This is a genomic window from Rhizobium sp. 01L410, from assembly GCF_056400165.1.
This window is the reverse complement of sequence record NZ_JBFTST010000005.1, coordinates 240,985-265,432: the sequence shown is the minus strand read 5'-3', so window position 1 is coordinate 265,432 and position 24,448 is coordinate 240,985. Positions and strand designations below refer to the sequence as shown.

Below are 24,448 nucleotides of genomic sequence, written 5' to 3'. Positions count from 1 at the left end.
GAAGCGGAGGCGGACGTGTTCGATACCATGATTCTAGGCGGCACGGTCGTCAACGCAGACGGTCAGCGCCCCGCGGATGTCGGCATTCGCGATGGGCGCGTGGCGGCTATCCTCGCGCCGGGCGAGACCGCGATGGCGCGCGATTTCATTGACGCCGGCAGCAAGCTGCTACTGCCTGGGCTCGTGGATGCACATGCGCATTTGCGAGAACCTGGACTGACGCAAAAGGAAGACTTTGTAAGCGGCACGCATGCGGCCGCTCTTGGCGGTGTGACGACCATCCTCGACATGCCGACTGACGATCCCTGGACGGCAACAGCCAAACAACTGTCAGACAAGATGGAGAGTGCCGCGGGCAGGCTGAATGTCGATGTCGGGTTTCAGGCCGTGGTTTCGAAGAATTGCGAGAACCTGGATGACCTGCTTGCGCTCTCGCCCGTATCTCTTGAATTGTTCACCGCAGACGTACCCGTCGAATACCGGTTCGACAGTCTGGATCAGGTGACGCGGATGCTTCGCCGGCTGGCGGAAGCCGCTACGGTGATCGGCGTTTCGCCGGGTGACCAGTCGATCCTCGATGAAAGCGGGCTTCATGACACCAGCGGCAACATTTCAACGTTTCTGGCAAGCCGGACGCCACTCGCCGAAGCAAGCGGTATCGCCCGCGCTGTCCTGGCTGCGGCCGAAACGGGTGCGCGCGTGCATGTCCGCCAGATCAACTCGAAACTCGGCGTCGAAACCTGGCGCCGCCTTCAGGGGATGGCTGACGTCAGCGTCGAAACAACGCCGCAAAACCTGTTCTTCACCTCGGAAGACTACAAGACCGGCGGTGCCCGGCTGAAGGGGTCCCCTCCATTCCGGGGCCGTGGTGACGTCGCCGCCTTGCGGCATGCGGTGTCGGAGGGCCTGATCACCATCATGGCGACCGACCACGCACCGCACAGCCCGGCCGAAAAGTCTGCCCCCTATGGTTCGTTTGCCGACATTCCCGGCGGCATGCCGGGCCTTCAGACGTTGCTTTCGGTGATACTCAGCCTCGTTGCGGACAAGGTCCTGGGACTTGCCGACCTGGTGCGGATTTGTGCCTACAATCCTGCGCAGCGCTTCGGCCTCGGACGCTCCAAGGGGGCGATCGCGGTCGGCTGGGATGCCGATATCCTGATTGTCGACATGAGACGATCGACTGCCATTACCGATGCCGAACAGGTCTCCCGAGCCGCCTACACGCCTTTCCATGGCAAGCAGACTGTTGGCCTGTTAACCGACGTCTTTTTGCGCGGCGAGCGCATCGTCTGCAACGGAACCCTCATTTGTCCCGGACGCGGCCTTGTCGTCCGCAGAGCTCCATAAAGGAACGTCCATGCCGTTGCTCGACAAGAAAATTGCCATCGTGACAGGCGCAAGCTCCGGTCTCGGCCGTGCGATCGCGCTTCGCTATGCCGAGGAGGGCGCGACGGTCGTGATCGCCGATGTTTCCGACGCTCCGATCGAGGGGGGCGAAACCACCCTCTCGCGCATCGTGGCCGCAGGCGGAAAGAGCGTTTTTGTCAAGACTGACATCTCCAGCTGGGCCGATGTCGATGCGCTGATCTCCCAGGCTGTAGCCGAGTTCGGCCGGCTCGACATCATGGTCAACAATGCCGCGATCTATACGTCGACCAATCTCCTCGAGACGTCGCCGCAACAATGGGATCGGGTGATTGCCGTCAACGTCACCGGGTACTTCTACTGTTGCAAGCGGGCCGCTCAGCAGTTTCTTAAGCAGGAGCTGGTCGGTGACACGCGCGGCCGGATCATCAACATTTCGTCGCAGCATGGCATGGTCGCCTGCCCGGGTGATTTTCCCTATGGCGTCAGCAAGGGTGCGATTGTGCAGATGACGCGGCAAATTGCCGTCGACCACGCTGAAGCAGGAATCGTCTGCAATGCGATCGCTCCTGGCAAGATCGTCACCGGCAAACCGGGTGTCGCCAACGCTCCCGACGCACTCGAATACTCGCGACGCCGCACGCCCTGGCCGCGGCTCGGCGAGCCGAGCGACGTCGCGAGTGCCGCACTTTTCCTCGCAAGCGACATGGCGAGCTACATGACCGGCGTCAACCTGATGGTCGACGGCGGCTGGATGGCGGGCTGATCACAGCGCCGCGCAAAATTTGAAATAACGGAAAGGAAAGAGACCATGGATCTCGGATTGAAAGGCAAGACTGCCCTGGTATTGGGCGCTGGCGGAGGACTTGGCGGAGCGATTGCCCGGACGCTGGCAGCGGAGGGTGCGCAGATCGCTGTCGCCGATATTAACAAGGAGGCCGCCGACAAGACGGTCGCGGACATCGTCGCGGCTGGCGGTTCGGCCATGGCGCTTCAATGGGACGTTGGCGATCTCGGCGTGCTGCCCCCCAATCTCGCGGCTATCGACAAGCAGTTCGGCTCGGTGGACGTGCTTGTGAACATCACCGGCGGCCCGCCGCCGACAGTCGTTTCAGGCCAGAGCGCCGATAGCTGGCGCAAGTATTTCGACAGCATGGTCCTGTCGGTCATCGCCATCAGCGACGCGGTACTTCCGGGTATGCGGCAAAAGAAGTGGGGCCGCATCATCACCTCGACATCATCGGGCGTGGTCGCGCCGATTCCCAATCTTGGCCTATCGAACGCGCTACGCATGTCGCTTCTCGGCTGGTCGAAGACCCTGGCCGGCGAGGTCGGCCGCGATGGCGTGACCGTCAATGTGGTCCTGCCGGGACGCGTTGCCACACAGCGTATCAGCTTCCTCGACGAGCAGAAGGCGAAGCGAGAAGGCAAGGCGGTCGAAGAGGTATCGGCGGCGAGCACCGCGTCGATCCCAGTCGGCCGCTATGGCGATCCGCAGGAATATGCCGATGTCGTCGCTTTCGTCTCGAGCGTTCGCGCTTCCTACCTCACAGGGTCGGTCATTCGCATCGATGGCGGCTTGATTGCCAGCGTTTGAGGAGATCATGCTGATTGACTTGACCATAATTCCGGACGTCCCGAGCATGTCGCCGGGCTCGCGCGTAAACGCATTTGCGCCGACGAGATCTGGGCCCTCCAAGAGCTTGGCGACGGGCTGAGCATTTCACCCACCTGAATGACGCCACAAAGGGCTGCCGCGCCGGTGAGCGGCGCGGTTCTTCCCACGCACCCTGGGAGCATCAGCGGCATCCCGACCTTGGCTGCGATTCGATCGCACGATCCGGCCGTAGGAAAAGCAATGAACCGCGAACAAATCGACGCCGATTTATTCCGAGCAGCTTGGGTTGCCGGTATTAACGTTGTAACAGACAATGCAGTCGAGAGCCTGCAATATTTGGCTACGATGGCTAGGCCGTCGATAGCTCGCTACCGAGCGTCAACCGGCGATCTCAGGTGGGATATGGATGCCGTCCTCGAAATCGGACCAGCGAAAGTCCAGCGGAGCGGGGAAGTCCCGGGCACACGTTCGGCGGAGACGTCTCGAATGCGATGACGTTCGACGCTGACGATGGCGACGTGAACCTCAGCTACGGTGTTTCCTATTTGTTGGAGGACGTCACTCCAAGCCCGACTACAGCCGGACCTACGCCAACAGCCCGGGTGTCTGGATGAACCCAAGCAGTGGTCAGCGCGCAATCGGAAGTGCCTAGACGGTGGTGGACGCGTTCGCGACCTATAAGATAAACGACAGTGTCAGCCTCGACTTCCAGGCGGAAATCCTCATAGACAAATTCTATGTCGATGCCTTGGACGGCGGGAACACTTCGCCTGGGCGCACATTTCGGGCTACGCTCACGGCGAAGTTCTGACCGCTTTGCAGCACGGCCGTCATCCCAGGATTTTCCTCTTCTCGGCATCGTATTCGTCGCCACTGATTGCGCCGCTATCCTTCAGCTTCGCGAGTCGCTCGAGCACCTCGACGGCGTTCGAAGACATGGTGCCGCCCGCGGCCTTCGTAGTGGCGGGCGCGACCTCGTCGGTGCCGGCCGTGCAGTACCAGATAATCAGCGCGATGGTTCCAACCGGAAACAGGTACGACAGGAGCTGATGCCAGCCGCTTCTGTTCAGGTCATGCAGACGACGGGTTGCGAGAGCGATGGTTGGAAGAAGGACGCCGAGACTAAAGAGGCCAGACAGAGCATCCGTCGGATCGATAGCACTGAGAACTGCCGAAACGATGACGAGGAAGAAGAATGAAAACCAGAATTCCGATCGGCTGGCGCGGCCTTCGAACGTCGCGTACTTTTTAAAGAACGTCGAAATCGCCTGTCCGAACCCCATTGAAGAAGGAGCCTGCCCAAAGCGGTTTACGCCTGACGGTGGGCTCTTGAACACGAAGAATAGCGGCAACCCGAATACAATAAGAACAACAAGCATATGCCAGACCGAAAGGCTTTCCATAGTTTCCCCCTTTGAATAACGCCCGAATAAATTTCTAGTTTTGGCCTCGCACTCAAGTCAATGTCCCGCTTTCGTCCAATTCAGTTCTGTCAAATCGACCAGTAAGTCGCAGGATACGTAGCGAACATATTTTCATTATCCGAATTGGTTACATGGACATGATTGCGTAATATCGGCGTCCGTGATCTGATCCGGCCGGGGAAATCTCGTGTCTGGCGTGTGGGGCGATGAAGTTACGTAGCCGTTACAGGCTTGTTATTGTGACATTGCTAGCTTTTGGGCTGATTGCGGCTGTCGCACCATTCTGGTTGAAGGAATGGGTGGAATCCATCACGGACAACCCAACTCTCGACAAGATTCACGCTGTTTCCCAGGGCCTCGGCTTCCTTTCGTTGCCCAGCGTGCCGGTGACGCTGGTGCGCATCGATGACCAAAGCTTCGAGGCGTGGCAACGTCCTTTTCCAATCACCAAGGCGATCATCGCCGGCTTGATAGAGAAGGCGAGGACATCCAGTCCGCGGGCAATCCTTGTTGACCTCGATATATCCGCGGGAGGTGGCAAGGACGCCGACGTACTGCACGACTTACTCGACAGATGGCGACCATCAGACCCGCCCTTGCTCTTCCCAAGAGAGCTTTCGTTCGACCCCGACGGGAACAGCCTCCCTGCCTCGCCGTCCGACTTTGATATGCATTTCAAAGCCGGAAAACCGCTCTTTTGGGTGAACGTTCTTTTTGAGGTGGGTGACGGTGCCAAGGTTAGAAACTGGAACCTTTGGGAGGTGCCTAAGGGTGCCTGCCAAGCTCTCCTGTCTCCGGCGATTTTGTCTTATGCATACAAGTTGGGTGGCACGGCGATGGTCGAGACTGCTCAGAGATATCTTGGCAGCCGCGACGGCGCAGGCTGCGCTCGCGAAGGGCAAGACACGCCGAGTGCTGTGCCAAGGTGGTTGAGCGACGCAGAGAAGAGCTTGGCAATCCAGTTTTCATTCCCAAAGAGTGACACTGCGATGTCCGCAATGATGGTCGAAGATGGTCATGGGCCTGCTCTTATTCAGTTGTCGGGATACCAATTTGCTCAGCGTCCCATCGCTGCCAGTGCGTTGGCGGATCGCTTCGTTATCATTGGAAACAGCTATGCCTCCAACGGGGACTTCCACGACACACCGATCGGGGAAATGGAAGGAATGCGCGTGATCGCAAATGCGGTCGCCAATTCCACAAAGGCTATTGCTTCCGCAGAGTATCCGACGACGGTCGCCGTCATCCTATCGAGCATGTTCCTCGCGGGCCTCGTCGCATTTCTGACTTTCACCTTCAAATCTCTGATCGCGGCCCCGTTGGCGCTGCTGGTGGGGATCGTTGTGTACACCACCTGCAACATCAATCTTGGCGCTGCCTCCGCCCAGTCTGTCGTCCAGTACGCCATCGTGATCTGGGTGCTGGTCATTGCACTGGAGTCTGTTGAATCGATATGCCGCGGGTTTCTTGAGGGGCGCAGCTGGAGGTCGTTTCTCAATGGGTAGACGTGTCTGGATGTTGGAAGAACCGACATGTTTCATACTGGCGAGCTGTATTCTCTTTGCTCCCGTGGCATCTCTGGCGGGACAGCCGGCGGCCGTGATCGTCGACTACGACGGCGCGGCCGCCATCATCGGCACGCGATCGGGCACAACAATGGAGTTCCAACTGGGGAGTGTGTTGGAGGAGGGGGATCGCCTCGATGTTCCAGACCCCGGCTTTATTAAACTGAATCGAGGCGGGGCCTGCGGACTATTGCTCTCACCCGACACATCGAGGTCCGAGGAGCCGGGATGCTCGACCAGTCGCGTTTCGACGTATTCTGTCCCGTCCTCCGGACTGACAGGTGACGTTTCGAGCAGATATCAGCAACTGGCGGAAGTCTTGGGCTGGTGGGACCCAGAACGCAAGTCGAAGCCGATGCGCAGCAGGGAGTCCTACGGCCTTCGCGTTCCCGCCCTGGACAATGTGGCGAAGCCCTTGCTTGTCGCGGGAGGCAGGACGCTTGAGGTGCGCTGGGTGGACGGCAAGCCACCCTTCCGGCTGAAGGCAATTGCTTCTGACGGCAAGAAGGTCGACGGCATCGTAGCCGATGGCGCTCGCACTGGCAGTGTTCATATCCTCATCGAGCCTGGCAAAGCATTTCGCCTGGAAGTGGCCGATGCGTCCAAGGTGGTTTCCTACAACATCCACGGGATCGCAGCTTTCGAGGACAAGAAAGCTGCAAAGCCCATGGATGACTACGACCGGGCGTCCCAAATCGTCGCGGCAATCTCGAAGAGCGGCGGCGACTGGGCATTCGAAGGCGTCCAGCAGATCAAAGGTCTTGCACTCGAACCCCGCGTGAAGACCGCCCTGATCAGCGCGATCGAATACGGAGACTGGCCATGAGGTTCTTCCGCTTGTTCGTCACGACGGCATTCAGCACTTTGCTCTATTTCGCCGCTGCCACGGCGAGCTCGGCGATGGAAGGCATGATCACAGGGCCGGAGCATTCCGCGATCAAGCAAATCATCCAGACCGACTACGTGACATCCGACCAGCTGGATAACGCTGTCGTGGTGCTTCGGCGGTTGATTGAAGCAAGCGAGGTTCAGTTCGGCAAAACCAGCCGACAGGTTGGCGTATTGCTCTGCGACATCGGCGAAGTGGCTTACAAGCAGGCCAATTTCCTGCAGGGTAAAGCCAAAACCGACAAACTCAGGAGAGCGACCGCCGCACTGGTGTCAGGCGCAGACATGCTGAAGCCCTATCAGGCAGAGCATGACGGCTATATCATCCAACGGGCACGCGCCTACCGGTTTGCAGGTATGGCGTATCTTGCCTTGGGCGACAAGAAGAGCGCCGAGTCCAACTTGCGAAATGGACTTGCCATTCACTGGAAGCGATACAACGACAATGCCTACCAACTTCAGTTTTTCCCGACATTGTTTGACGCCGTAGAAGGTCCTGAGACGAAACGAAAGGTAGCCGAAGCAGAGATTAAGATCGCGCGAAACGTCTACAACGTTCCGACCGGAAGTGGGCACGCGAGCCTGGATGGTCCACTCAAGCGGCTACGAATTGCCGAGACGGAAGGCAATCCGCTCATCGCGAAGCTCGAAGCATCTCGCAGCAAGGCTGCCGGCCTTGCTGAGGCAGGCAAACGCGATGCGGCCTATGAGGAGATCGCTTCCTTGTTTTCGATAGCGACAAGCGAGAGCGATCGCAGTCTATTCATCGGCCGGATGAAGCCGCGGCCGTTTTTCATCTACGATGATCCCGACGCCGGCCAATCCGTCAGCTGGAGCGACGACAAGGCCGCCTATGAGATGGGGCCCTACGACTACGTTGCAACTAAATTCTTCGTCGATCACAATCTTATGCCGTTCATCGCGGAAGGGAGGAACAACCTGTTCACCTTGCTATCGCAATGGCAGGAAATCTACGATTCTGGAGGCCGTGAGAATGCCGCTTACTTCTGCCGGCTGATTCCAGGGAACTACACCGGATACAGTGGTTTTGACCTGCCTGGCTTTGATCGAAGCCAGCCAGTCATCCCTCCATTTTGTGCTGCGTCCATTCAGTGGGCCGGATGGATGCGAATGCAAGGTATCATCGGGCAGGGGCGGCAGTTGGTCGAGATGGGTATCGACCTGCTGCCCGTCGACGTCCGCGAGACACCTATCGGGCAGAAGTTCCTTGCGGACAGCCTCGGGCTGATGTCTGCCTTCGAGGCCTATTACGGCTCTCCGGACAGCTTTCTCTCGGCTTATGAGCGTCTTACCGACGTGGATGCTCCATCATCGGCTGAATATGCCTTCTACGCGGCCATCATCCGTGACCAACCAGATGCGTTCATGGAAGCGTTAAGGCGGCTGGGGCCGGCAGCATTGCTTCAAGGCGACGAGGAGGAGGGCCCCGGTCCTGTTTCGAAGTTGGCAATCATCGGTCCGAAGGTCGCTGAGGCGATTTGCGCCCAACAACCAACGGAGTTGCCGGCGATCGTGCGCGCGTCGTTTTGCGCCGATGATGCGGCGATCTCGCCTGATCAGTTGCGTGCCGAGTTGCAGAGTGCCTCGAAAAGGTTTGAGCTAGGACAGGTCAAGCCGTTTTTCGCTATTCCGAATTGGCGAATTCTGAAACTTCTCGCGGCTCCCGAATACGCAGCCCTCCGGCCTCTGGCGAAAGCCGCGTTCTCGCCTGGTGAGGTGGCTCAGTTCCAGGAGCGTAAGCTTTCGAAGCGCGAGCAGGCGTTTCTCAAGACGCCAAAGGACCACGACACCTATATCCAGCAAACGCCGAACGACACTCGCTTTGCCGACCAGGTGTCTGACGACTTCGACGCAGCTTTCATCTCTACCGCGCTCTTCGAGGCTGGAAAGGTCGACATGGCGAAATCATGGGCTCTTCCGGCTATCGAGCGTTATCAGTCCGCAAGCCCTCCGCAAACGATATTCAGTCTTTGGCTGGCGGATACCTATGAGGAGCAGACATATCTCGACGGCTGGAGATGGCTTCTCATGGATCGCCCGCTTCTTGCCAGTGCCGCCTTTGGAAAGCACATCCCGGAACACCTCGCATACACCCGAGGAGGCTTAGGCGAGGGCGCGCAATCGAGTCTGGACTGGGAGCGGGTGATCGGGTCCTATCACGGGCGGATGATCGCGGGCACCCAGCTTCACGATGATCTGTCAGCTCGAGCGGACGCCCGATCGCTGGTATCGTACGTCGAATTCGTCCTCGGTCTGCAGAGCTTTTCACGCAACGAAACCAGAGAGGTCATCGTTCGGGTTGCTCGCCCGGCTCTGAACGAAGCGCTTTCCGTTCTCGTCGACGGGCGTGAGCTCTCTCCTGACGACGTGGAAGCGGTCTTCGAGATCGTCCAGATGATGAAGCCGAGTGGGACGGGTGCAACCATTGCCCGTCTGGGTGCGAGGCTTTCTGCGGTGTCTCCGCAGTTGGCAACTCTTGCCAAGCAGCGCGAAGAATTGCGTCAGAAATGGCTTGCAACCCCGGTTGATCAAGTTGCGGATCGCAAGGCGTTGGCCGTCCAGGTTGACGACATTGATTTGGAGCTGGCCAAGCAGTTTCCTAAATACGTCGAGATATCAGGCACGGTCGCCGTGTCGGTTGAGCAGGCGACTGCCGCATTGTCTGACGACGAGGCTCTGATCGCATTTCTCGACACGGGCGACAACTTCCTGGTTGTGGCTGCGAGCAAGGCCAAGACGACTGTCATCAAGACGGAGATGTCTTCGGACGATGTAAACGACTTGGTGCACGAGCTCAGGCGAGGGCTCGAACTGCGCGGAGGACGGGTTCCTGCCTTTCGCGGGGAGGCGGCATATCAGTTATACCGCCAACTCTTCGAACCGATTGAAGCCAAGTGGACCATGTCGCCGAGACACCTGATTTTGGTGCCGGACGGCTCTCTTGAGAGCATTCCTTTCGCAGTGCTGCTGACTGAAGAGATGGCGCGGGATGATTTCGGCGGCGCGAAGTGGCTATCGGACAAGTACACCATGACGCGCGTGCCATCGGTCGCATCACTGATGACGCTGCGAGCCGGAGCCGGCGCGAAACCGGGCGGGGAGCCTCTGCTTGGGATCGGTGACCCTGTTCTGGATGGCAGTCCTGATACCGAGCGCGGCGGTCTGGCTGCCTCGAAGCTGGTCGCCCTCCGGGGTGGCGCGAATGTGCAGGATATCCGGGCGCTTCCAAGGTTGCCGGAAACGGCCGACGAGCTAAGGGCCTTACAAAAGAGCCTAAATGCACCTGACGGCTCGTTGTTGCTTGGACAAATGGCGACGGAGACGTCCTTGAAGGGCGAGGACCTGACCAGGTTCCAAACACTCGCCTTCGCGACCCATGGCCTGCTCGCCGGAGAGATAACTGGGGTTCAGGAACCTGGGCTTATCATGACGCCGCCGGAGGTGGCGACGCCGACCGATGACGGATATCTTTCTGCCAGCGATATAGCTGCGTTGAACCTCAATGCCGAGGTCGTCCTCCTCTCGGCATGTAACACCGCCGCGCCCGAACAGGCCGGAGCGGAAGGGCTTTCGGGACTAGCCAAGGCGTTTTTCTTCGCAGGTGCCCGAAACCTGGTGGTGTCACACTGGGCTGTGGACTCGGCGGCGACCGCGGCCTTGACGACGAGAATGTTTGAAAACCGGGGTAGCGGGAAGTATAAGACCTACTCGTCGGCACTGGGAGATGCGATGCGCGAATTGCGGTCGAGCGACGAGGGCAGGTATGCCCATCCGCTGTTCTGGGGACCATTTGAGGTGGTCGGCGCGGATTGAGGCGGCGTAGAGTTCGTGCTCAAACTCCTTCAATCAGCCGTCTTTCTTGCAGAGACGTCAAGCTTTGGTGGCTGACGTGGGGCGCAGGTCTGGTGACGGTGGGCTGGTTTGTCACGTCACTCGGCTTCTCGTTCTATCTCAAGCATTTCGCAAATTACGACGCCACCTACCGAGCTTGAACACCAAACATCGAGGGACACGACGACCGGTTTGCCTCGGCCCACGGGGACTCGAGGCGCGTATGTCGCCGACACGTTGGGCGAAGCTTCCGACTGAGTGCGAACACGGCCCGCGCACCGCTGGCTCTCCGGTTTGGTCCGGAGATCGGCCGGCGGCTCGGTCAGATTTTCGGTCGCATGTCCGAACCGATCGACCCGGTTCCCACCCCAGAATGGATAGAGGTCTCCCGCGCGGTCGCGGAGCCAATCGGTGCCGCCGAGACCATCAATAAATCTCTTGGTCGCTTGGTGAAGCAGCTCGTGGGCGAACTCCAGCGCCGGGGGCTTGGCGTCCGGCGCACCGCGGCAAGGCCAAGACCGTCCGCCGAACCGGTGATGAACGCGCATTTCCTTGGCTCCAAGTGTGCAGCGAGTTGATTTTCCATACCGAGCAGAAAAATGTGTGTGACGCCACCACGGTCAAGTCAGTGGCTACGGCTGCAGAGACGATGAATGCGCTGACTGGAAATCCTTGAGCGTGGGTTGTCATTGGCGCTTGAAATCCGGTGGTGTAAGAGCCATCTGACCGGCATTTCTGAGCAACGGGGATTATCGATGACGACAGTAGAAGATCGGCAGCCTGAGCAGCACGCATTCGAAGCCGATGTCAGCCGGCTGCTGCACATGATGGTGCATTCTGTTTATTCGGACAAGGATGTGTTCCTCCGCGAATTGATCTCGAATGCTGCGGATGCCTGCGAAAAGCTGCGTTACGAGTCGATTTCCCGGCCGCAGCTCTCGGCGGATTCGACCCCGCCGGGAATTCTCGTGAGCCTCAATGAAGAGGCGTTGACCCTCGTCATCGAGGACAATGGCATCGGCATGAGCCGCGATGAAATGATCGACGCGCTCGGCACGATCGCGCGCTCTGGCACGAAGGCGTTCATGGAGCGGCTTGAGGCTGCCAAGGCTGGTGAAAAGGCTGAATTGATCGGCCAGTTCGGCGTCGGCTTCTATTCCTCGTTCATGGTCGCCGAACGGGTCGACGTGATTTCTCGCCGTGCTGGTCAGGACGAAGCCTGGAAATGGTCGTCCGACGGCAAGGGAAGTTACGACATCGTCGCAGTCGATCTCGAAGCGGCGCCGGCGAGGGGCACGCGTGTCGTGCTGCATCTCATGCAGGACGCAAAGAAGTATACGGGCAAATGGACGGTCGAAAAGATCATTCGCGACCAGTCCGGCCACGTGCCTGTCCCCATTCGCCTTCTTGAAAAAGAGGGTGCTGAGCCGTCGCAGGTTTCCGATGGCGCAGCACTTTGGACAAAGCCGAAAAACGAGATATCCAAACAGGACTATGACGATTTTTATCGCGGTGTCTCCGGTCAGTATGACGAGCCACTGGCCAATGTGCATTTCCGCGCCGAGGGTCGCCACGAATACACAACGCTCGCTTTCATCCCCGGTTCTCAGCCCTTCGACCTGTTCGATCCAGACCGCCAGGGTCGGATGAAGCTTTACGTGAAGCGCGTCTTCATTACCGACGAAGCCGAGTTGCTGCCGCGTTACCTGCGGTTCGTCCGCGGCATCGTTGACACCTCGGATCTGCCGCTTAACATTTCCCGCGAGATGATTCAGGAAAGCCCGGTGCTTAGCGCCATCAAGAAAGGCGTGACCAGCCGGATCCTTACCGCGCTGGAGAAAATGGCCGAAGGCGAAGCCGAGACGTTTTCCAAATTCTGGGACCTCTTCGGGGCGATCCTCAAGGAAGGGATCTACGAAGACTTCGAGCGGCGCTCGCAGTTGCTGAAGCTGGCCCGCTTCCGCAGTACCGTGGGCGGTGAGACGACCCGTAATCTGGCCGACTACCTGGCGTCGATGAAAGAGGGGCAGTCGGCGATCTATTACATCAGCGGCTCCAGTCTGGACCAACTAAAATCGTCGCCGCAACTCGAAGGTTTTCGAGCCAGAGGTATCGAAGTCCTTCTCCTTACAGATGGCGTAGATAATTTCTGGCCGACGAATGTCCCAGATTTCGAGGGAAAGTCCTTCAAGTCGGTCACCCAGGGTCTTGCCGATCTGGACGACATTACCGGCGAGGGAAGCACAGATAAGCAGGCCCTGGAAGCCTCTCCCGACGTCGCGGCATTCATCGATTTTGCGAGAGCTAGCCTGAAAGAGGAGGTTACCGACGTGCGGGTCTCCGGTCGGTTGACCGAAAGTGCCGTCTGCCTGGTCGCCTCCGAACATGGGCCAGATCGACAGCTCGAGAAACTTTTGCAGGGGGCAGGGCGGCTACAGACCGCTTCGAAGCCGATCCTGGAAATCAATGCGCAGAACGAACTCGTGAAAAGCATCGCTGCGATGGACGATCAGGCGTTTCGCGAAGATGCCGCCTGGCTCCTGCTCGACGAAGCCCGCATTCTCGACGGGGACAAGCCTACCAATCCGCGCGCTTTCGCCGAAAGGCAGGCCAGACTGTTTGCATTGGCGATCGGACGGGCGAGGTAGCGCCACACCCAAACGACCTCTTGCTGGCAGGTCAAAAACCTACAATTTGCAGTCTTGCTGGAAAACTGGTCGGATCAAGCTTCGCTGCATAGCAGCCTTCACAGCGAAGCTTGATCCCTGCCGCACCGTGTCCGGCGCCTTTCGAACGCCACAACAGATGGCGATGTCCCGATCTAGCATTGCCGCCCGCATCTTGTATGAAACGAACCTCGCGTCGCTCCTAAAGCCGCAGCAGGCCATCAGCCGTCATGCCGATGATGTCTGGTTCCCGACACCACTTGAAATCGATGCGATTTGTGCAGCCGTTTGGGCAACGGACGGACCAACATCTTCTAATAACTAGGCTGGCGATTTTAGTCCTTCACGGCACGAGGATGCCAATGATCAGTCCGCTTCTACCGATCGCCCGCTCGCCTAATCTTAAAGCTTCTTCAAAGCATATGAGTCGAGGTAACCACAAGCAATGCAACGGAACGTCACCACCTCGTAAACCGCTTTGCCTTTGAGGCTTAAACCGGAAAATAAACTCTTTACAGGTTTTCCTTCAACCCAGGTCTCTGATGACAAGAGGGCGCTGTCCCCTTTCTCGAGCAAAAAACCCTCTTCCATATCGGACCTGCATTGACTGCATTGGTGGGACATATCCAGACCTTATATTGTTAGGCTCTTGTCTCAAATTAACCGGCCTCCGGATCTCGTCGAGATCACTCATACGTGGACCCTGACTGGACCTCCCGGACGACGCTGCCGAATGCTTCCTGAAGGAGTTCGGCCATTGGCCGAGCGCCTTTCTCCTGGTTGAAGATATCTCCAGCAATGCGCATCGCTCCGACGGAAACCATAGCGACGACACGCAACGCCGTTGATCGCTCAGGCTCGGGCCACCGCTCTCTGAGCGCGTCGTATATCTCAAGTTCTTGCTGCACGTATGATATCTGCTTGCGCGCTTGAACGCTTGGACTGGTCCTCATCAACCTATCCATCTCGATCATGTCGTCCGTTGGGATCGCATTACACACGCTCACCACAGCATCTCGTACCGCGTCAATCGGCGTCGAGGTCGCGGGAGCCTTTCGCACCGCATCCGCCAACATCTCGCCGATCCCACTTTGGAGAGAGAGCAGAATCTCGTCCTTCGACGTGAAGTAGTAGAAGAAGGTTCTGCGCGAAATCCCTGCGGCCGCGGCAATTTCGTCAAGGGTTGTGTGGTCGATTCCTTTCTGGACGAAAAGAGCGATGCCTTTCTCGGTTATGCGCTTTTTTGTCTCGCGCTTCTTTCGTTCCCGCAGGCCATCGCCTGCTTGAACGTCACGCTCGGTTTTCTTCACCACAGCCTCTTGTATAATTACACTCAGTGCGATATTAACTTTACACCAAGTGCGAGAATGATGGAAGAGGCGTGAAATGACCAAGTGGGCCGAGACCGACATACCAGATCAGCGCGGGCGATCCGCCGTGGTGACAGGAACGGGTGGACTAGGGCTTGAAACCGCTCTATCGCTCGCCCGCGCAGGGTGCGATGTGACCATAGCCGGCCGCGATCCTGAAAAAGGTGCCGACGCTGTATCGCGCGTTAAATACGCCGCTCCCAAAGCCATTGTGCGGTTTGACACACTCGATCTTGCAGATCTCTCCTCAATCGTGTCGTTCGCCCAGCGGATGGAAAACGAGAGGGAGAGCGTGGATTTGCTGGTGAACAATGCCGGCATCATGGTGCCGCCGAAGCGGCAGGAAACGCGGGATGGCTTCGAGTTGCAATTCGGAACGAACTACCTCGGCCATTTCGCATTGACGGCTCATCTGATGCCACTGCTATCAAGGGGGACGGACGCCCGTGTCGTCACCGTGTCCAGCGTGGCAGCTCGTGCAGGAAAGATCAATTTTGACGACATCAATTCTGAGAGGCACTATCGTCCGATGGAGGCCTACAGCCAGTCGAAACTTGCATGTTTGATGTTTGCGCTCGAGTCCAGGCTCGAAGCCGAGCTGCAGGGTGGCGCGTCTCAAGCATAGCGGCACATCCCGGGATCTCTCGGACCGATCTGCTGCACAATGCACCCGGACGAAATAGCTTGCAGGGTCTGGCGCGAACCTATCTCTGGTTTCTCTTCCAGCCCGTCGCGCAAGGCGCTTTACCGCAGCTGTTCGCCGCCACCGCGAAGGAGGCCAAATCAGGCGGCTACTATGGGCCCGATCGCCTTGGCGAAACACGCGGACATCCGCAACCGGCAAGCATCCCGCAACAGGCTCTCGATAAAGCCGCCAGTCAGCAGCTTTGGGAGATCTCCCAACGTATGACTGGCCTTTAAAATATCCTTATCCGGAGCTGACGAAAAGTGCCTCCGGCTCTTAAACGCCCGCACACATGTCTGTTTGCGCGTTGCTTTGCTTGTAGGGACATGACAATGCAGTGCGACGGCGCTCAGCGGGAGATCGGTGATCGGGTGCGCCAGGAAATCTCTTGGTTCAGTGACTTGGCTGCTCTCGTTGAGGACGCCAGCTTGTGGGGTCGGCGGTCGATTCCTTTCGAGGCGACTGATACCGAAACATTCAACCAGGAGTTCGCCACGCGCTGCTAGCACCGGTCGCGGGCTAACGTGGCAATCTTCATCTCCTAACATTTGACGTCCTTAGCGAGTTCTTTGAATTTCGGCACATTAGGTGCCCGTGGAGGTAGTCATGACCAACTCGCGCTTTACGTTCCGCCCGAGGCGAAGCCCGGCAAGGAAGAGGCGGTCGCCGCATTTCTCCGATCAGCCCTATCGTTGGTCGATGCCGAGCCCGGCACGATGTCCTGGTATGCGATCCAGGAGGGCCCTAGTTCGTTTGCAATTTTCGATACGTTAGACGATGAGAGTGGAAGGGAAGCGCACTTAAACGGCCAGTCGCCGCGGCCTTGATGGCAAAGGCCGCAGAAGGCGAGCTGTTCGCCAGGCCGCCACAGGTCCACAAGCTGTCCATCCTTGCGGATAAGCGGACGTGAGCATTACGGGATCTCTGTGATCCGAATGGACCAAATTGCGCTGTGTCTTAGCTGAAGTGAGAATGGCGTCAGGATGACCTGGCGCCCGCAACTGACTTTAGCCTAGTCCAAGCCTTCTAGGCGTCTTCCGCCTGTCCGGTTTGTTGGTTTTGAATTTGACAGCACTGCGACCCTGGAACTGGTCGCCGCGAAGGGCTGTCTTACTTCAATTTCCCTAAATTGCCCCTTGCTCCATTTTAATCTTTACGGTCTGTTTCGAACACGCCGTCAATTGTGCCATTCGGCTCTGCAATGTCCGTTACAACCGGTCTCCTATAGCTTTGGAAAGCCTCACTGCGCTTAGAAATGCTGCTTCGACCCTGTTTCCAATCGTCCAATCCCCGCATGCAGCAAGGCCATTTTCGACGTCTAAAAGAACGTCATTTTCACTGGCTGTCTGTACGTTAGCAAACTTCCAGCGATGGATATCAGCCGACAGAACTTCATCAGGAAGACCCGGCAGCAGTTTAGCTAGGCTGTCGAGCATGGCAGTGCGCACGATTTCCAAGTCGTCATCTACGTATCGATCGGCCCATTGGTTTTGCGAGTGAACGACAAGCGCCGGCCAAGGCGAGCGTTGCGGGCGTGACGTGCAGTCGGCGACCCATGCGATCACCTCGTCGTCATAGCGCACCGCACAGTGGCGTCGTAAGGGACGTGATTGAAGGGTGAGCATAAGTGTAAAGCAAGCATTCATCTTTGCGCTGGCTGCGGGTCGAAAGCCACTGTAATTCGCAGGCATCAAGGCCATCGCCTGGGGAGCAGGACAGGCGGCGACAACCCAGTCGAATGGACCGGCCCGCTCGTAACCGGTAGTGATTATCCAATTAGACGGGCTTCCTTCGATTGCATCAATTCTGGCATGCAGCCGGATGTCCAATCCATGTGACATCCACCTTGGAAAGGCCGTCATAGCTGGAACGCCCACAAATCTTGGCGAACGATCGCTCTCGTCAACGATTGATGCGGAGCCCATCGATGACGAACCGATGGTTCCTGACCATGTTTCGACTAAGCCTCGTTCGAGTGCTGGCTCTAACATTGCGTGGAACGAGGGGTCGCGAACGGTAAAATACTGGGCGCCGTGATCGAACGTGATTTTGCCGGCACGTCGGGTTGCCATTCTGCCACCGACACCGCGACTCTTTTCAAAGATCGTAAGGTCAGCCATGCCATGCAGCGATCGTGCGAAAGTCAACCCTGCAATCCCGGCCCCTATGACTGCAATTTTCTTTCGATCGGACATCACACTTCCTTTGGATTGATCCTACGCAGAATGGTGTTTGTCAGATCGAGGCGGGTGCACAACGCCGGCGAGGTGGCCGCGGACCTCCAGTCGGCCGAAACGGCCGTGTGGAACTAGCCGACAAGGACACTTCATCTGAAAAGCCTTTGCAAACGAGGCCGGATTCGAAGGAAGCCGCGATATGCGACGTCGAACAGCGGGGTGGCCGGTTGCCATCCTGCGAGCAAGCCAAAGGGGCGCAATACCGGGATTGCACGCCACATTGCCGCGAATGCCGCTGCGCCAGAAAGGAGCGTGCCTTCCTCCTCGGCATGATAGCGGGAGAGTACCTCCGCCCGCTCAAGTGGACAAACGGTCATAGGATCGCAGGCTTCGACGAAGCGGATCGCGCCGCGCCGATCTAGCCGCTGTAGCAGAGCAATTTCTCGCCGGCAAAGCGGACAATTGCTGTCGAACCAGACCGTAAGCTTTTCAGTCATCCGCGCGCCAGCATTATGAAGCGCGCTTGTTCGGCCGGTGACGTCTCAAACAGCCCTGTGAAAGTGGTGGTGAGCGTCTTAGAGCCGTGTTTGGCAATGCCGCGCATGGCCATGCACATGTGTTCCGCCTCAATCATCACCGCGACACCCTTTGGCCGAAGGGTGTCACTGAGCGAATGGGCGATCTGGGAGGTCATCGTCTCCTGAGTTTGGAGGCGACGGGCGTAGAGATCGACCAGTCGCGCCATCTTGGAAAGACCAAGCACGGCCCCGTTCGTGAGGTATGCGACATGGGCCACTCCGTAGAACGGAAGCATGTGGTGTTCACAGTGCGAATGGAAAGGGATGTCTTTGACGATCACCATGTCCTTATATCCTTTAACGTCGGAGAACGTCCTCGACAGCACGTCTTCGGAAGCGTTCTCGTAGCCGGAGAACAACTCGCGATAGGCTTTGACCACACGCGTTGGCGTGTCAAGCAGGCCTTCCCGGAAAGGATCGTCGCCCGCCCACCGGATAAGTGTACGCACGGCAGCCTCCGCTTCTTCCTGACTTGGCCGATCGATGGCAGCCATATGGCCCGCATTGTTGGCGATGGCATCCATTAAATACTCCTGACATTCATAAACGACGAGGCTTACGCTGGCTCTGCCGTTTCAGATCAAAACGCTCTTGTCTCCACCTTCGCGGTTTTGATCCGCGTTCAGCATTGGGTCGTGAACGCCGACATTCGAAAGAAGCTCCCTTGTCGCGTGAGATATGTGCTCGCCGAGGCTTCGACGTTCGAAACGAGATCTTCTGGCAGGGTTCGATCACCACGGGTGGAAAAGAGCACGTTGATGCCGAACGGGTGCTGATCGAGCGTTGCATCGCGGAGGGGCAGTCTTTCAAAATTGTCGGCTTTTAACCCGAAGATCAGTGAGAACTGACTGGCGACAACTTTGCCTTTCAATTGGTCCAAGACGAGGCCGAAATCATTATTGCAGTCAAGTGGCCGATTGGCCCTTTCGCGAGCATCATCGATCACGCCGCCCGAAACGCGTTGAGGTATCTAAATGAACCCCTTTAGTCGCCAAGTATCAGTCGGGCTCGCCTATGCAGGTGCGATTCCGTTCTGGATTTTCGCCCTCCTCCCCGAGACCGCCGCCGGACTGAGCACCGCATCCATTTTTTGTTGCATACGTCGCGATGATCGCCTGCTTCATGGCTGGAGCCCATTGGGGTCAGCTGCAGGCTGCTACCAGATCCGATCTCGGCGTTTTGGTCGCGAGCAACGCACTTGCCCTGATTTCTTTTGCGACGCTTATGTTCCCGAGGCCGCTATTATCGATAGCCGTACAACTTCCGCCTTTTTTGGCTGCTGCTCGCTGCGGACTACAGAATCTGCTCAGCAAATTGCGAAAGGCGTTAGTACATATGGTTGCGTTTGCGGGTGACGGTTATTGTTTCGCTAGCTTACGGCGTCGTGTTTCTCGCGGCGCATTTCCATGCTGCAATTGCGGATGTGTCTAATCTGCGATGATCGCTAGCCTGTGAACATCAACTGCGGCGAGCAGCAAGCCAAAATTTGCATTTCCTTTTTGATCTATTCTGGTTTCGGGGCGTATTGGCTCGCATGCACATAGAAGCACCGCTCCGAACCGGTTTGCATGACGAAACATCAGCCAATGCGGCGACCGCTTGGCGTCCGCCGGGATTGGAACGAAAGGTCCGAGCGTTGGAGGAAGGACATCAGGAACTCGATTCCGCGCGGATCACGTCGTTGATGGCCGCAGTGGCGAACTCGCGCGATGCCGACGCGTTCGAGATTCTTTACAGGCATTTCCACCCTCGGGTCCGATCGTACATGGTCCGCCTTACAAGAGGTAATCGCGTGCTGGCAGAAGAGCTTACGCAGGACACCATGATGAAGGTTTGGCACAAAGCCGCATTATTTGATCCATCGAAAGCACAGGCGTCCACCTGGATCTTCACGATCGCGCGCAATCGCAGGATCGACGCAATGCGCCGAGGCGCGCACCCCCAGTTTGACGTCAATGATCCGGCTTTTGTGCCCGACGAGATTGAACCGGCAGATGCTGGAATAGAGCGCCAGCAAGACGCACAGTTGTTGCGTCAGGCGATGCTGTCGCTGAAAGGCAAATATGTGGAGGTGCTGCGGATGTCATTTTTCGACGGTCTGACGCACCCGGTGATAGCACAGAAACTCAACCTCCCACTTGGAACGGTAAAATCGAGGATACGGCTTGCATGCGAGAAACTGCGGATGGCGCTTCAGGACGAAGCAAAATGATAAGTCACCATCTCGATGACGACATGCTCGTACATTACACCGCTGGGAGTTTGGCGGAAGGCTGGAGCGTCGCTGTTGCCACCCACCTCGCACTTTGTCCGGCCTGCCGCGCCAAGCTAGACGTGCTCGAAAGCGTCGGAGGGTATTTTCTTCAGTGCGAAGACGCGGATGAAAAAGATGTATCGAAAAGCTGGCACAACCTAAAAGCCAGAATTGAAGCAGGTGAGATTGAAAATGTTTTGCCGTTGAAGAAGTCTACGGCGGCCAATCATACTTTTCCCGAGCCATTGAGGTCTTACGTTGAACAGGCTGGCGGCTTGAAGTGGCGCCGGCTCGGCCGTGGAGCCGCTCAAATGATTATTCCGACCGAAGACACAACGACCACCATTCGACTGCTGAAGATACCGGCTGGTCAGCCCGTTCCGGAACACTCCCATGGCGGCTTGGAGCTTACCCTTGTTCTCGACGGGAGCTTTAGTGACGAAGTCGCCACCTTTAGGCGAGGGGATGTTGAAATGGCAGAGGGTGATCTGATGCATCAGCCCCGAGCCAGCATTGAGAAGGATTGCATCTGCCTCGCGGTCACCGACGCGCCATTGCGGTTCACAAGCAGATTGATGCGGTGGTTGCAGCCGATTTTGGGGATATAGGGTCAGGACTGGACTTAAAGCGTCATTGCTCGCTCCCGTGGAGTGGGCATGGTTTACTGTGCTAGGATGTCATCTCAAGTATCTGAAATAATTTAATTTAATAGCAAACCGGCGTTCATATCGCGCGTACAACGGATACCGAGCCATAAGGCCGGCATCGAGAGGAGACGATTATGAACAGGATGTTGACCAATGCCGCCATAGCGGCCGTTGTGACAGCAACAAGCGCTTTCGGCGCGTACGCTGCAAATCCGAATGTCGGAGGCGCTGTTATGTACGAAAATAAAAATATAATCGAAAACGCCGTCAACTCCAAGGACCACACCACGCTCGTCGCAGCTGTCAAGGCGGCCGGCCTGGTCGAAACGCTTGAGGGGAAAGGCCCGTTCACGGTCTTTGCTCCGACCAACGAAGCTTTCGCTGCTCTGCCCAAGGGCACGGTCGAAACGCTGCTGAAGCCGGAAAACCAGGCGACCCTCACCAAGATCCTGACCTGCCACGTCGTTGCCGCTGATGCGATGGGCGCGACAGTCGCCAAGATGATCAAGGACGATGGCGGCGAGCACGACATCAAGACGGTCGGCGGCTGCGTGCTGAAGGCCAAGGAAAGCATGGGCAAGATCACGCTCACGGACGAAAGCGGCGGCACGGCGCATGTCACGATCGCCGACGTCAAGCAGGCGAACGGCGTCATCCATGTCGTCGATAAGGTGCTTTTGCCGAAGATGTAGTCTACATGCCGGGGCGCGTGTCCGCGTCCCGGCAAAATTCCGGAGGGCTAGTCTACAGAACCGCCGCGGTGGGTCGATTTATCCGACCGCCATCCCCGATCCTCGCAGAACTCTTCCCCTGCGGTTATCCCTAATCTCATGTTTGGAAATGGCCCCTTTAGGGTTATCGTCTCCCCACGAAAGACGATAACGACGCTCTTGGTTAGAGGATCGTAGTAGATCGTCATCCCATCCTCATAGCTCATTGGATTTCCCCGATATTGTGTGACTGGCTCGCCAAAATGTTGCCGGCCCCAGCTGGTATGTTGGTGACCCGCTTCGGTCATAGGGGCTTTAGATCGGTATGCTGGCGTGTAAGGCTTCCGAGCCAGACAATGTTCCTACGGCCGCGCCTTCGCCCAGATCAAAAGTTTGCAGGACATAAGCAATCGCTTGTGTTCGGCAAAGCTTTCTCCAATGGGCGGGAGAAGCTAGCGTCGCGTTGCAGTTCGTCCAGTTATTTTTCCGGCCGCCCGTTGCAGCGTTCGACGGTGCATGTTGAGGAGACGGGCAGTCACCGACACGTTGTTTCCGATTTCCGCAAACACGCTGGTCACGTGCTCCCAGCGAATGAGCTCGGCTGATTTGATGGCATCGCCTGAAGACAACTTTAATGCGTTTTCCACACCGAGAACCTCGAGGATTTCGTCCGCGACGGCGGGTTTGCTCAGAAAGTCGGTTGCGCCAAGTTTGACTGCGGTCACCGCCGATTGAACGGTCCCATAACCGGTCAAGACAAGAGTTCTGGTCTCAGGAGAAATGTCGCGCACCTCTGCCACGATTTCGAGACCGCTCCGATCACCGATCGGGAGGTCCGTTATAACGATATCGAAACGGCGAAGTCCGAGCGCATCGATCGCATCGTTGACCGTATTATAGATTTCCGTGTCGAATCCGCGGTCCTGGAGCGCTTTGCCAAATCGCTCCGACAACGCGCAGTCGTAGTCAACTAAAAGAACCAGGCGCCTGGCATTCGAATCTGCTGCCGCTGAAGTCACCGTTGAACCGAAACCGATCATGGCGTTCTCCTTGCTGAGCTTCTGGGCTCCTATCCCTGGAAAATTACCGGTGACTGGTCACCCCACTGGCCTTTCCCTGAGCGTCGGTTATCGCCATCGATCAAACTGGAGACCGTTAAAATGTCCTTGTCGCCGCGGCCGCAGAGATTGAGAATGACGATTGCTTCCGCCTGCATCTCGGGGGCAATCTTGATCAACTCCGCCAATGCATGAGACGGCTCCAGAGCCGGGATGATCCCCTCTTCGGTAGCCAGATACTGGAAGGCATCGAGCGCTTCCCGGTCGGTGGCTGATCTGTACGAAACCCTGCCTTGCTCCTTCAACCACGCGTGCTCCGGCCCAACTCCGGGATAGTCGAGACCTGCCGAAATCGAGTGACCTTCTTGAATCTGACCATCGAGATCCTGGAGAAGGTAGGTGCGATTGCCATGCAGGACGCCTGGCGTTCCCTTTGAAAGCGAAGCGCAGTGCTCATCCGTATCGACGCCTCGGCCCCCGGCCTCGACGCCGATCATCTCAACGTCACGATCACCGAGAAATGCATGAAACAGACCGATCGCATTCGAGCCGCCGCCGACTGCCGCAATCAGGAGGTTTGGAAGGCGCCCTTCATATTCGAGGATCTGCTTGCGTGCTTCGGTGCCAATAATCGATTGTAGTGTTCGGACCATTTCCGGATACGGATGTGGCCCGGCGACGGTGCCAATCAGATAATAGGTGTCGTCGATGTTGGACACCCAATCACGAAGTGCTTCATTCATGGCGTCTTTAAGAGTTCCGTTCCCAGAAGTGACAGGTCTTACCTCTGCGCCCAGAAGCTTCATTCTGAAAACGTTCGGCGCCTGTCGTTCGATATCCTTGGCGCCCATGTAGATGATGCACTGGAGGCCAAAGCGCGCTGCGACTGTCGCAGTTGCGACCCCATGCTGGCCGGCGCCTGTTTCGGCAATGATACGGCGCTTGCCCATCCTTTGGGCGATCAGTATCTGGCCGACGCAGTTATTGATTTTGTGTGATCCAGTGTGGTTTAGTTCATCCCGCTTGAGGTAAATACGTGCGCCTCCCAGAGCGGCTGTCAGACGCTCGGCAAAATAGAGCGGACTTGGGCGTCCGACATAGTGCCGCGACAGGTATGCAAAGCGTTCCCAGAATGATGGATCAGCTTTAGCCTCCTGCCATTGAGTTCCAAGATCGAGCAAAAGCGGCATCAGGGTTTCCGCGACAAAGCTCCCGCCGAATTGACCAAAAAATCCATTATTATCGGGCATCGCAGAATTCATATCTTGCATCGCGTTCTCCTCGTTTATCCGATTGTACGCGAGTGGGTCAGTTTAGATGTTCTGTTGTTGCAACGAGCAAATCGATTTCAGCGGATCGGTAGGAAGGGGCTCGAAACATTTGCGAAACATTCCACGCACCCGTGTGTTTAGCTTTGCGCTCTTGGGGAAACTCCTCGGTCCGCTCGACGGCATCCCGATCGCGGCATTGCTGCTCACGGCTGCCGTAGCTTTCATCTCGTTGCGCGAGCACGCATGACATTGAATGACTGTGATCCAGTGACTTTCGTCTGTCGGAGGCTGCTATGTTCACAGGGCGCTTAACAAGC

General features: G+C 57.4%; 18 protein-coding genes and 4 pseudogenes. 14 read left to right on the top strand and 8 right to left on the bottom strand.

Features of this window, described 5'->3' with window-relative positions; all coding sequences use genetic code 11:
- Positions 1-15 precede the first annotated feature (15 nt).
- From AC1DV9_RS13440 to AC1DV9_RS13430, 3 genes are read left to right on the top strand one after another with little or no spacing between them, the layout of a single operon-like run.
- On the top strand, positions 16-1,350 hold the full coding sequence (locus tag AC1DV9_RS13440) for a dihydroorotase (RefSeq protein WP_477948382.1): 1,335 nt from the start codon (positions 16-18) through the stop codon (positions 1,348-1,350).
- A 10-nt stretch (positions 1,351-1,360) separates the two neighbouring features.
- Positions 1,361-2,134, top strand: a complete 774-nt coding sequence (locus AC1DV9_RS13435) for an SDR family NAD(P)-dependent oxidoreductase (protein WP_477948380.1) — start codon at positions 1,361-1,363, stop codon at positions 2,132-2,134.
- Between the two features lie 45 nt (positions 2,135-2,179).
- Positions 2,180-2,965 carry an SDR family oxidoreductase gene (locus AC1DV9_RS13430; RefSeq protein ID WP_112516698.1) on the top strand — a complete coding sequence of 262 codons (786 nt, stop codon included), beginning with the start codon at positions 2,180-2,182 and terminating at the stop codon, positions 2,963-2,965.
- 851 nt (positions 2,966-3,816) lie between these two features.
- Here AC1DV9_RS13430 and AC1DV9_RS13425 read toward each other — a convergent pair.
- Positions 3,817-4,389, bottom strand: coding sequence for a DUF805 domain-containing protein (locus AC1DV9_RS13425; protein ID WP_112389438.1), 573 nt, complete (start codon positions 4,387-4,389; stop codon positions 3,817-3,819).
- A gap of 227 nt (positions 4,390-4,616) precedes the next feature.
- Between AC1DV9_RS13425 and AC1DV9_RS13420 the strand changes: the two genes are divergently transcribed.
- The 6 genes and pseudogenes from AC1DV9_RS13420 (at position 4,617) to htpG (ending at position 13,363) form a co-directional block, all read left to right on the top strand.
- Positions 4,617-5,915 carry a CHASE2 domain-containing protein gene (locus AC1DV9_RS13420; protein ID WP_477948378.1) on the top strand — a complete coding sequence of 433 codons (1,299 nt, stop codon included), beginning with the start codon at positions 4,617-4,619 and terminating at the stop codon, positions 5,913-5,915.
- Between the two features lie 94 nt (positions 5,916-6,009).
- Positions 6,010-6,801, top strand: coding sequence for a hypothetical protein (locus AC1DV9_RS13415; RefSeq protein WP_477948377.1), 792 nt, complete (start codon positions 6,010-6,012; stop codon positions 6,799-6,801).
- Positions 6,798-10,697: a CHAT domain-containing protein gene (locus AC1DV9_RS13410; RefSeq protein ID WP_477948375.1), complete on the top strand. Its 3,900-nt coding sequence runs from the start codon at positions 6,798-6,800 to the stop codon at positions 10,695-10,697. Before AC1DV9_RS13415 ends, AC1DV9_RS13410 begins: the two co-directional genes overlap by 4 nt.
- A 59-nt stretch (positions 10,698-10,756) precedes the next feature.
- Positions 10,757-10,973: pseudogene (locus AC1DV9_RS13405) on the top strand (ribonuclease); the annotation flags it as partial.
- Positions 10,974-10,975: 2 nt separating this feature from the next.
- Positions 10,976-11,215: pseudogene (locus tag AC1DV9_RS13400) on the top strand (DNA polymerase Y family protein); the annotation flags it as partial.
- Positions 11,216-11,470: 255 nt separating this feature from the next.
- Positions 11,471-13,363, top strand: a complete 1,893-nt coding sequence (htpG, locus tag AC1DV9_RS13395) for a molecular chaperone HtpG (RefSeq protein ID WP_477948373.1) — start codon at positions 11,471-11,473, stop codon at positions 13,361-13,363.
- A 704-nt stretch (positions 13,364-14,067) separates the two neighbouring features.
- On the opposite strand, the gene AC1DV9_RS13390 is transcribed toward htpG, so the two are convergent.
- Positions 14,068-14,691 carry a TetR/AcrR family transcriptional regulator gene (locus tag AC1DV9_RS13390; protein ID WP_112540269.1) on the bottom strand — a complete coding sequence of 208 codons (624 nt, stop codon included), beginning with the start codon at positions 14,689-14,691 and terminating at the stop codon, positions 14,068-14,070.
- A 76-nt stretch (positions 14,692-14,767) separates the two neighbouring features.
- Here AC1DV9_RS13390 and AC1DV9_RS13385 point away from each other — a divergent pair.
- A pseudogene (locus AC1DV9_RS13385) lies at positions 14,768-15,672 on the top strand (SDR family oxidoreductase).
- A gap of 333 nt (positions 15,673-16,005) precedes the next feature.
- Positions 16,006-16,346 (top strand): annotated as a pseudogene (locus AC1DV9_RS13380) (putative quinol monooxygenase).
- 298 nt (positions 16,347-16,644) lie between these two features.
- Here the strand turns inward: AC1DV9_RS13380 and AC1DV9_RS13375 are convergent.
- The 4 genes from AC1DV9_RS13375 to AC1DV9_RS13360 form a co-directional block, all read right to left on the bottom strand.
- Positions 16,645-17,631: an NAD(P)/FAD-dependent oxidoreductase gene (locus AC1DV9_RS13375; RefSeq protein WP_477948372.1), complete on the bottom strand. Its 987-nt coding sequence runs from the start codon at positions 17,629-17,631 to the stop codon at positions 16,645-16,647.
- A 131-nt stretch (positions 17,632-17,762) separates the two neighbouring features.
- A complete protein-coding gene (locus AC1DV9_RS13370) occupies positions 17,763-18,110 on the bottom strand; it encodes a thiol-disulfide oxidoreductase DCC family protein (protein WP_477948370.1) in 348 nt (115 codons plus the stop codon).
- Complete coding sequence (folE, locus tag AC1DV9_RS13365) at positions 18,107-18,715, bottom strand: GTP cyclohydrolase I FolE (protein WP_477948368.1); 609 nt, start codon at positions 18,713-18,715, stop codon at positions 18,107-18,109. The genes AC1DV9_RS13370 and folE overlap by 4 nt, the downstream gene beginning before the upstream one ends.
- Positions 18,716-18,813: 98 nt before the next feature.
- On the bottom strand, positions 18,814-19,137 hold the full coding sequence (locus AC1DV9_RS13360) for a hypothetical protein (RefSeq protein WP_477948366.1): 324 nt from the start codon (positions 19,135-19,137) through the stop codon (positions 18,814-18,816).
- Between the two features lie 588 nt (positions 19,138-19,725).
- Between AC1DV9_RS13360 and AC1DV9_RS13355 the strand changes: the two genes are divergently transcribed.
- The 3 genes from AC1DV9_RS13355 to AC1DV9_RS13345 all read left to right on the top strand — a co-directional run bounded on the left by AC1DV9_RS13355 (position 19,726) and on the right by AC1DV9_RS13345 (position 21,784).
- On the top strand, positions 19,726-20,403 hold the full coding sequence (locus AC1DV9_RS13355; protein ID WP_477948364.1) for a sigma-70 family RNA polymerase sigma factor: 678 nt from the start codon (positions 19,726-19,728) through the stop codon (positions 20,401-20,403).
- Positions 20,400-21,053, top strand: coding sequence for a ChrR family anti-sigma-E factor (locus AC1DV9_RS13350; protein WP_477948583.1), 654 nt, complete (start codon positions 20,400-20,402; stop codon positions 21,051-21,053). The genes AC1DV9_RS13355 and AC1DV9_RS13350 overlap by 4 nt, the downstream gene beginning before the upstream one ends.
- Before the next feature lie 173 nt (positions 21,054-21,226).
- Positions 21,227-21,784, top strand: coding sequence for a fasciclin domain-containing protein (locus AC1DV9_RS13345; protein ID WP_477948362.1), 558 nt, complete (start codon positions 21,227-21,229; stop codon positions 21,782-21,784).
- A 470-nt stretch (positions 21,785-22,254) separates the two neighbouring features.
- Here the strand turns inward: AC1DV9_RS13345 and AC1DV9_RS13340 are convergent, their stop codons facing one another.
- Positions 22,255-22,842, bottom strand: a complete 588-nt coding sequence (locus tag AC1DV9_RS13340) for a response regulator transcription factor (RefSeq protein WP_477948360.1) — start codon at positions 22,840-22,842, stop codon at positions 22,255-22,257.
- A 29-nt stretch (positions 22,843-22,871) separates the two neighbouring features.
- A complete protein-coding gene (trpB, locus tag AC1DV9_RS13335) occupies positions 22,872-24,131 on the bottom strand; it encodes a tryptophan synthase subunit beta (protein WP_477948358.1) in 1,260 nt (419 codons plus the stop codon).
- Positions 24,132-24,448: the final 317 nt, after the last annotated feature.

Excerpts from the sequence above, each read along its gene's own strand:
- AC1DV9_RS13435 (WP_477948380.1), top strand. The coding sequence starts at position 1,361 with ATGCCGTTGCTCGACAAGAAAATTGCCATCGTGACAGGCGCAAGCTCC.
- AC1DV9_RS13430 (WP_112516698.1), top strand. The coding sequence starts at position 2,180 with ATGGATCTCGGATTGAAAGGCAAGACTGCCCTGGTATTGGGCGCTGGC.
- AC1DV9_RS13425 (WP_112389438.1), bottom strand. The coding sequence starts at position 4,389 with ATGGAAAGCCTTTCGGTCTGGCATATGCTTGTTGTTCTTATTGTATTC.
- AC1DV9_RS13420 (WP_477948378.1), top strand. The coding sequence starts at position 4,617 with ATGAAGTTACGTAGCCGTTACAGGCTTGTTATTGTGACATTGCTAGCT.
- AC1DV9_RS13410 (WP_477948375.1), top strand. The coding sequence starts at position 6,798 with ATGAGGTTCTTCCGCTTGTTCGTCACGACGGCATTCAGCACTTTGCTC.
- htpG (WP_477948373.1), top strand. The coding sequence starts at position 11,471 with ATGACGACAGTAGAAGATCGGCAGCCTGAGCAGCACGCATTCGAAGCC.
- AC1DV9_RS13375 (WP_477948372.1), bottom strand. The coding sequence starts at position 17,631 with ATGTCCGATCGAAAGAAAATTGCAGTCATAGGGGCCGGGATTGCAGGG.
- AC1DV9_RS13370 (WP_477948370.1), bottom strand. The coding sequence starts at position 18,110 with ATGACTGAAAAGCTTACGGTCTGGTTCGACAGCAATTGTCCGCTTTGC.
- folE (WP_477948368.1), bottom strand. The coding sequence starts at position 18,715 with ATGGATGCCATCGCCAACAATGCGGGCCATATGGCTGCCATCGATCGG.
- AC1DV9_RS13355 (WP_477948364.1), top strand. The coding sequence starts at position 19,726 with ATGCACATAGAAGCACCGCTCCGAACCGGTTTGCATGACGAAACATCA.
- AC1DV9_RS13350 (WP_477948583.1), top strand. The coding sequence starts at position 20,400 with ATGATAAGTCACCATCTCGATGACGACATGCTCGTACATTACACCGCT.
- AC1DV9_RS13345 (WP_477948362.1), top strand. The coding sequence starts at position 21,227 with ATGAACAGGATGTTGACCAATGCCGCCATAGCGGCCGTTGTGACAGCA.
- AC1DV9_RS13340 (WP_477948360.1), bottom strand. The coding sequence starts at position 22,842 with ATGATCGGTTTCGGTTCAACGGTGACTTCAGCGGCAGCAGATTCGAAT.
- trpB (WP_477948358.1), bottom strand. The coding sequence starts at position 24,131 with ATGCAAGATATGAATTCTGCGATGCCCGATAATAATGGATTTTTTGGT.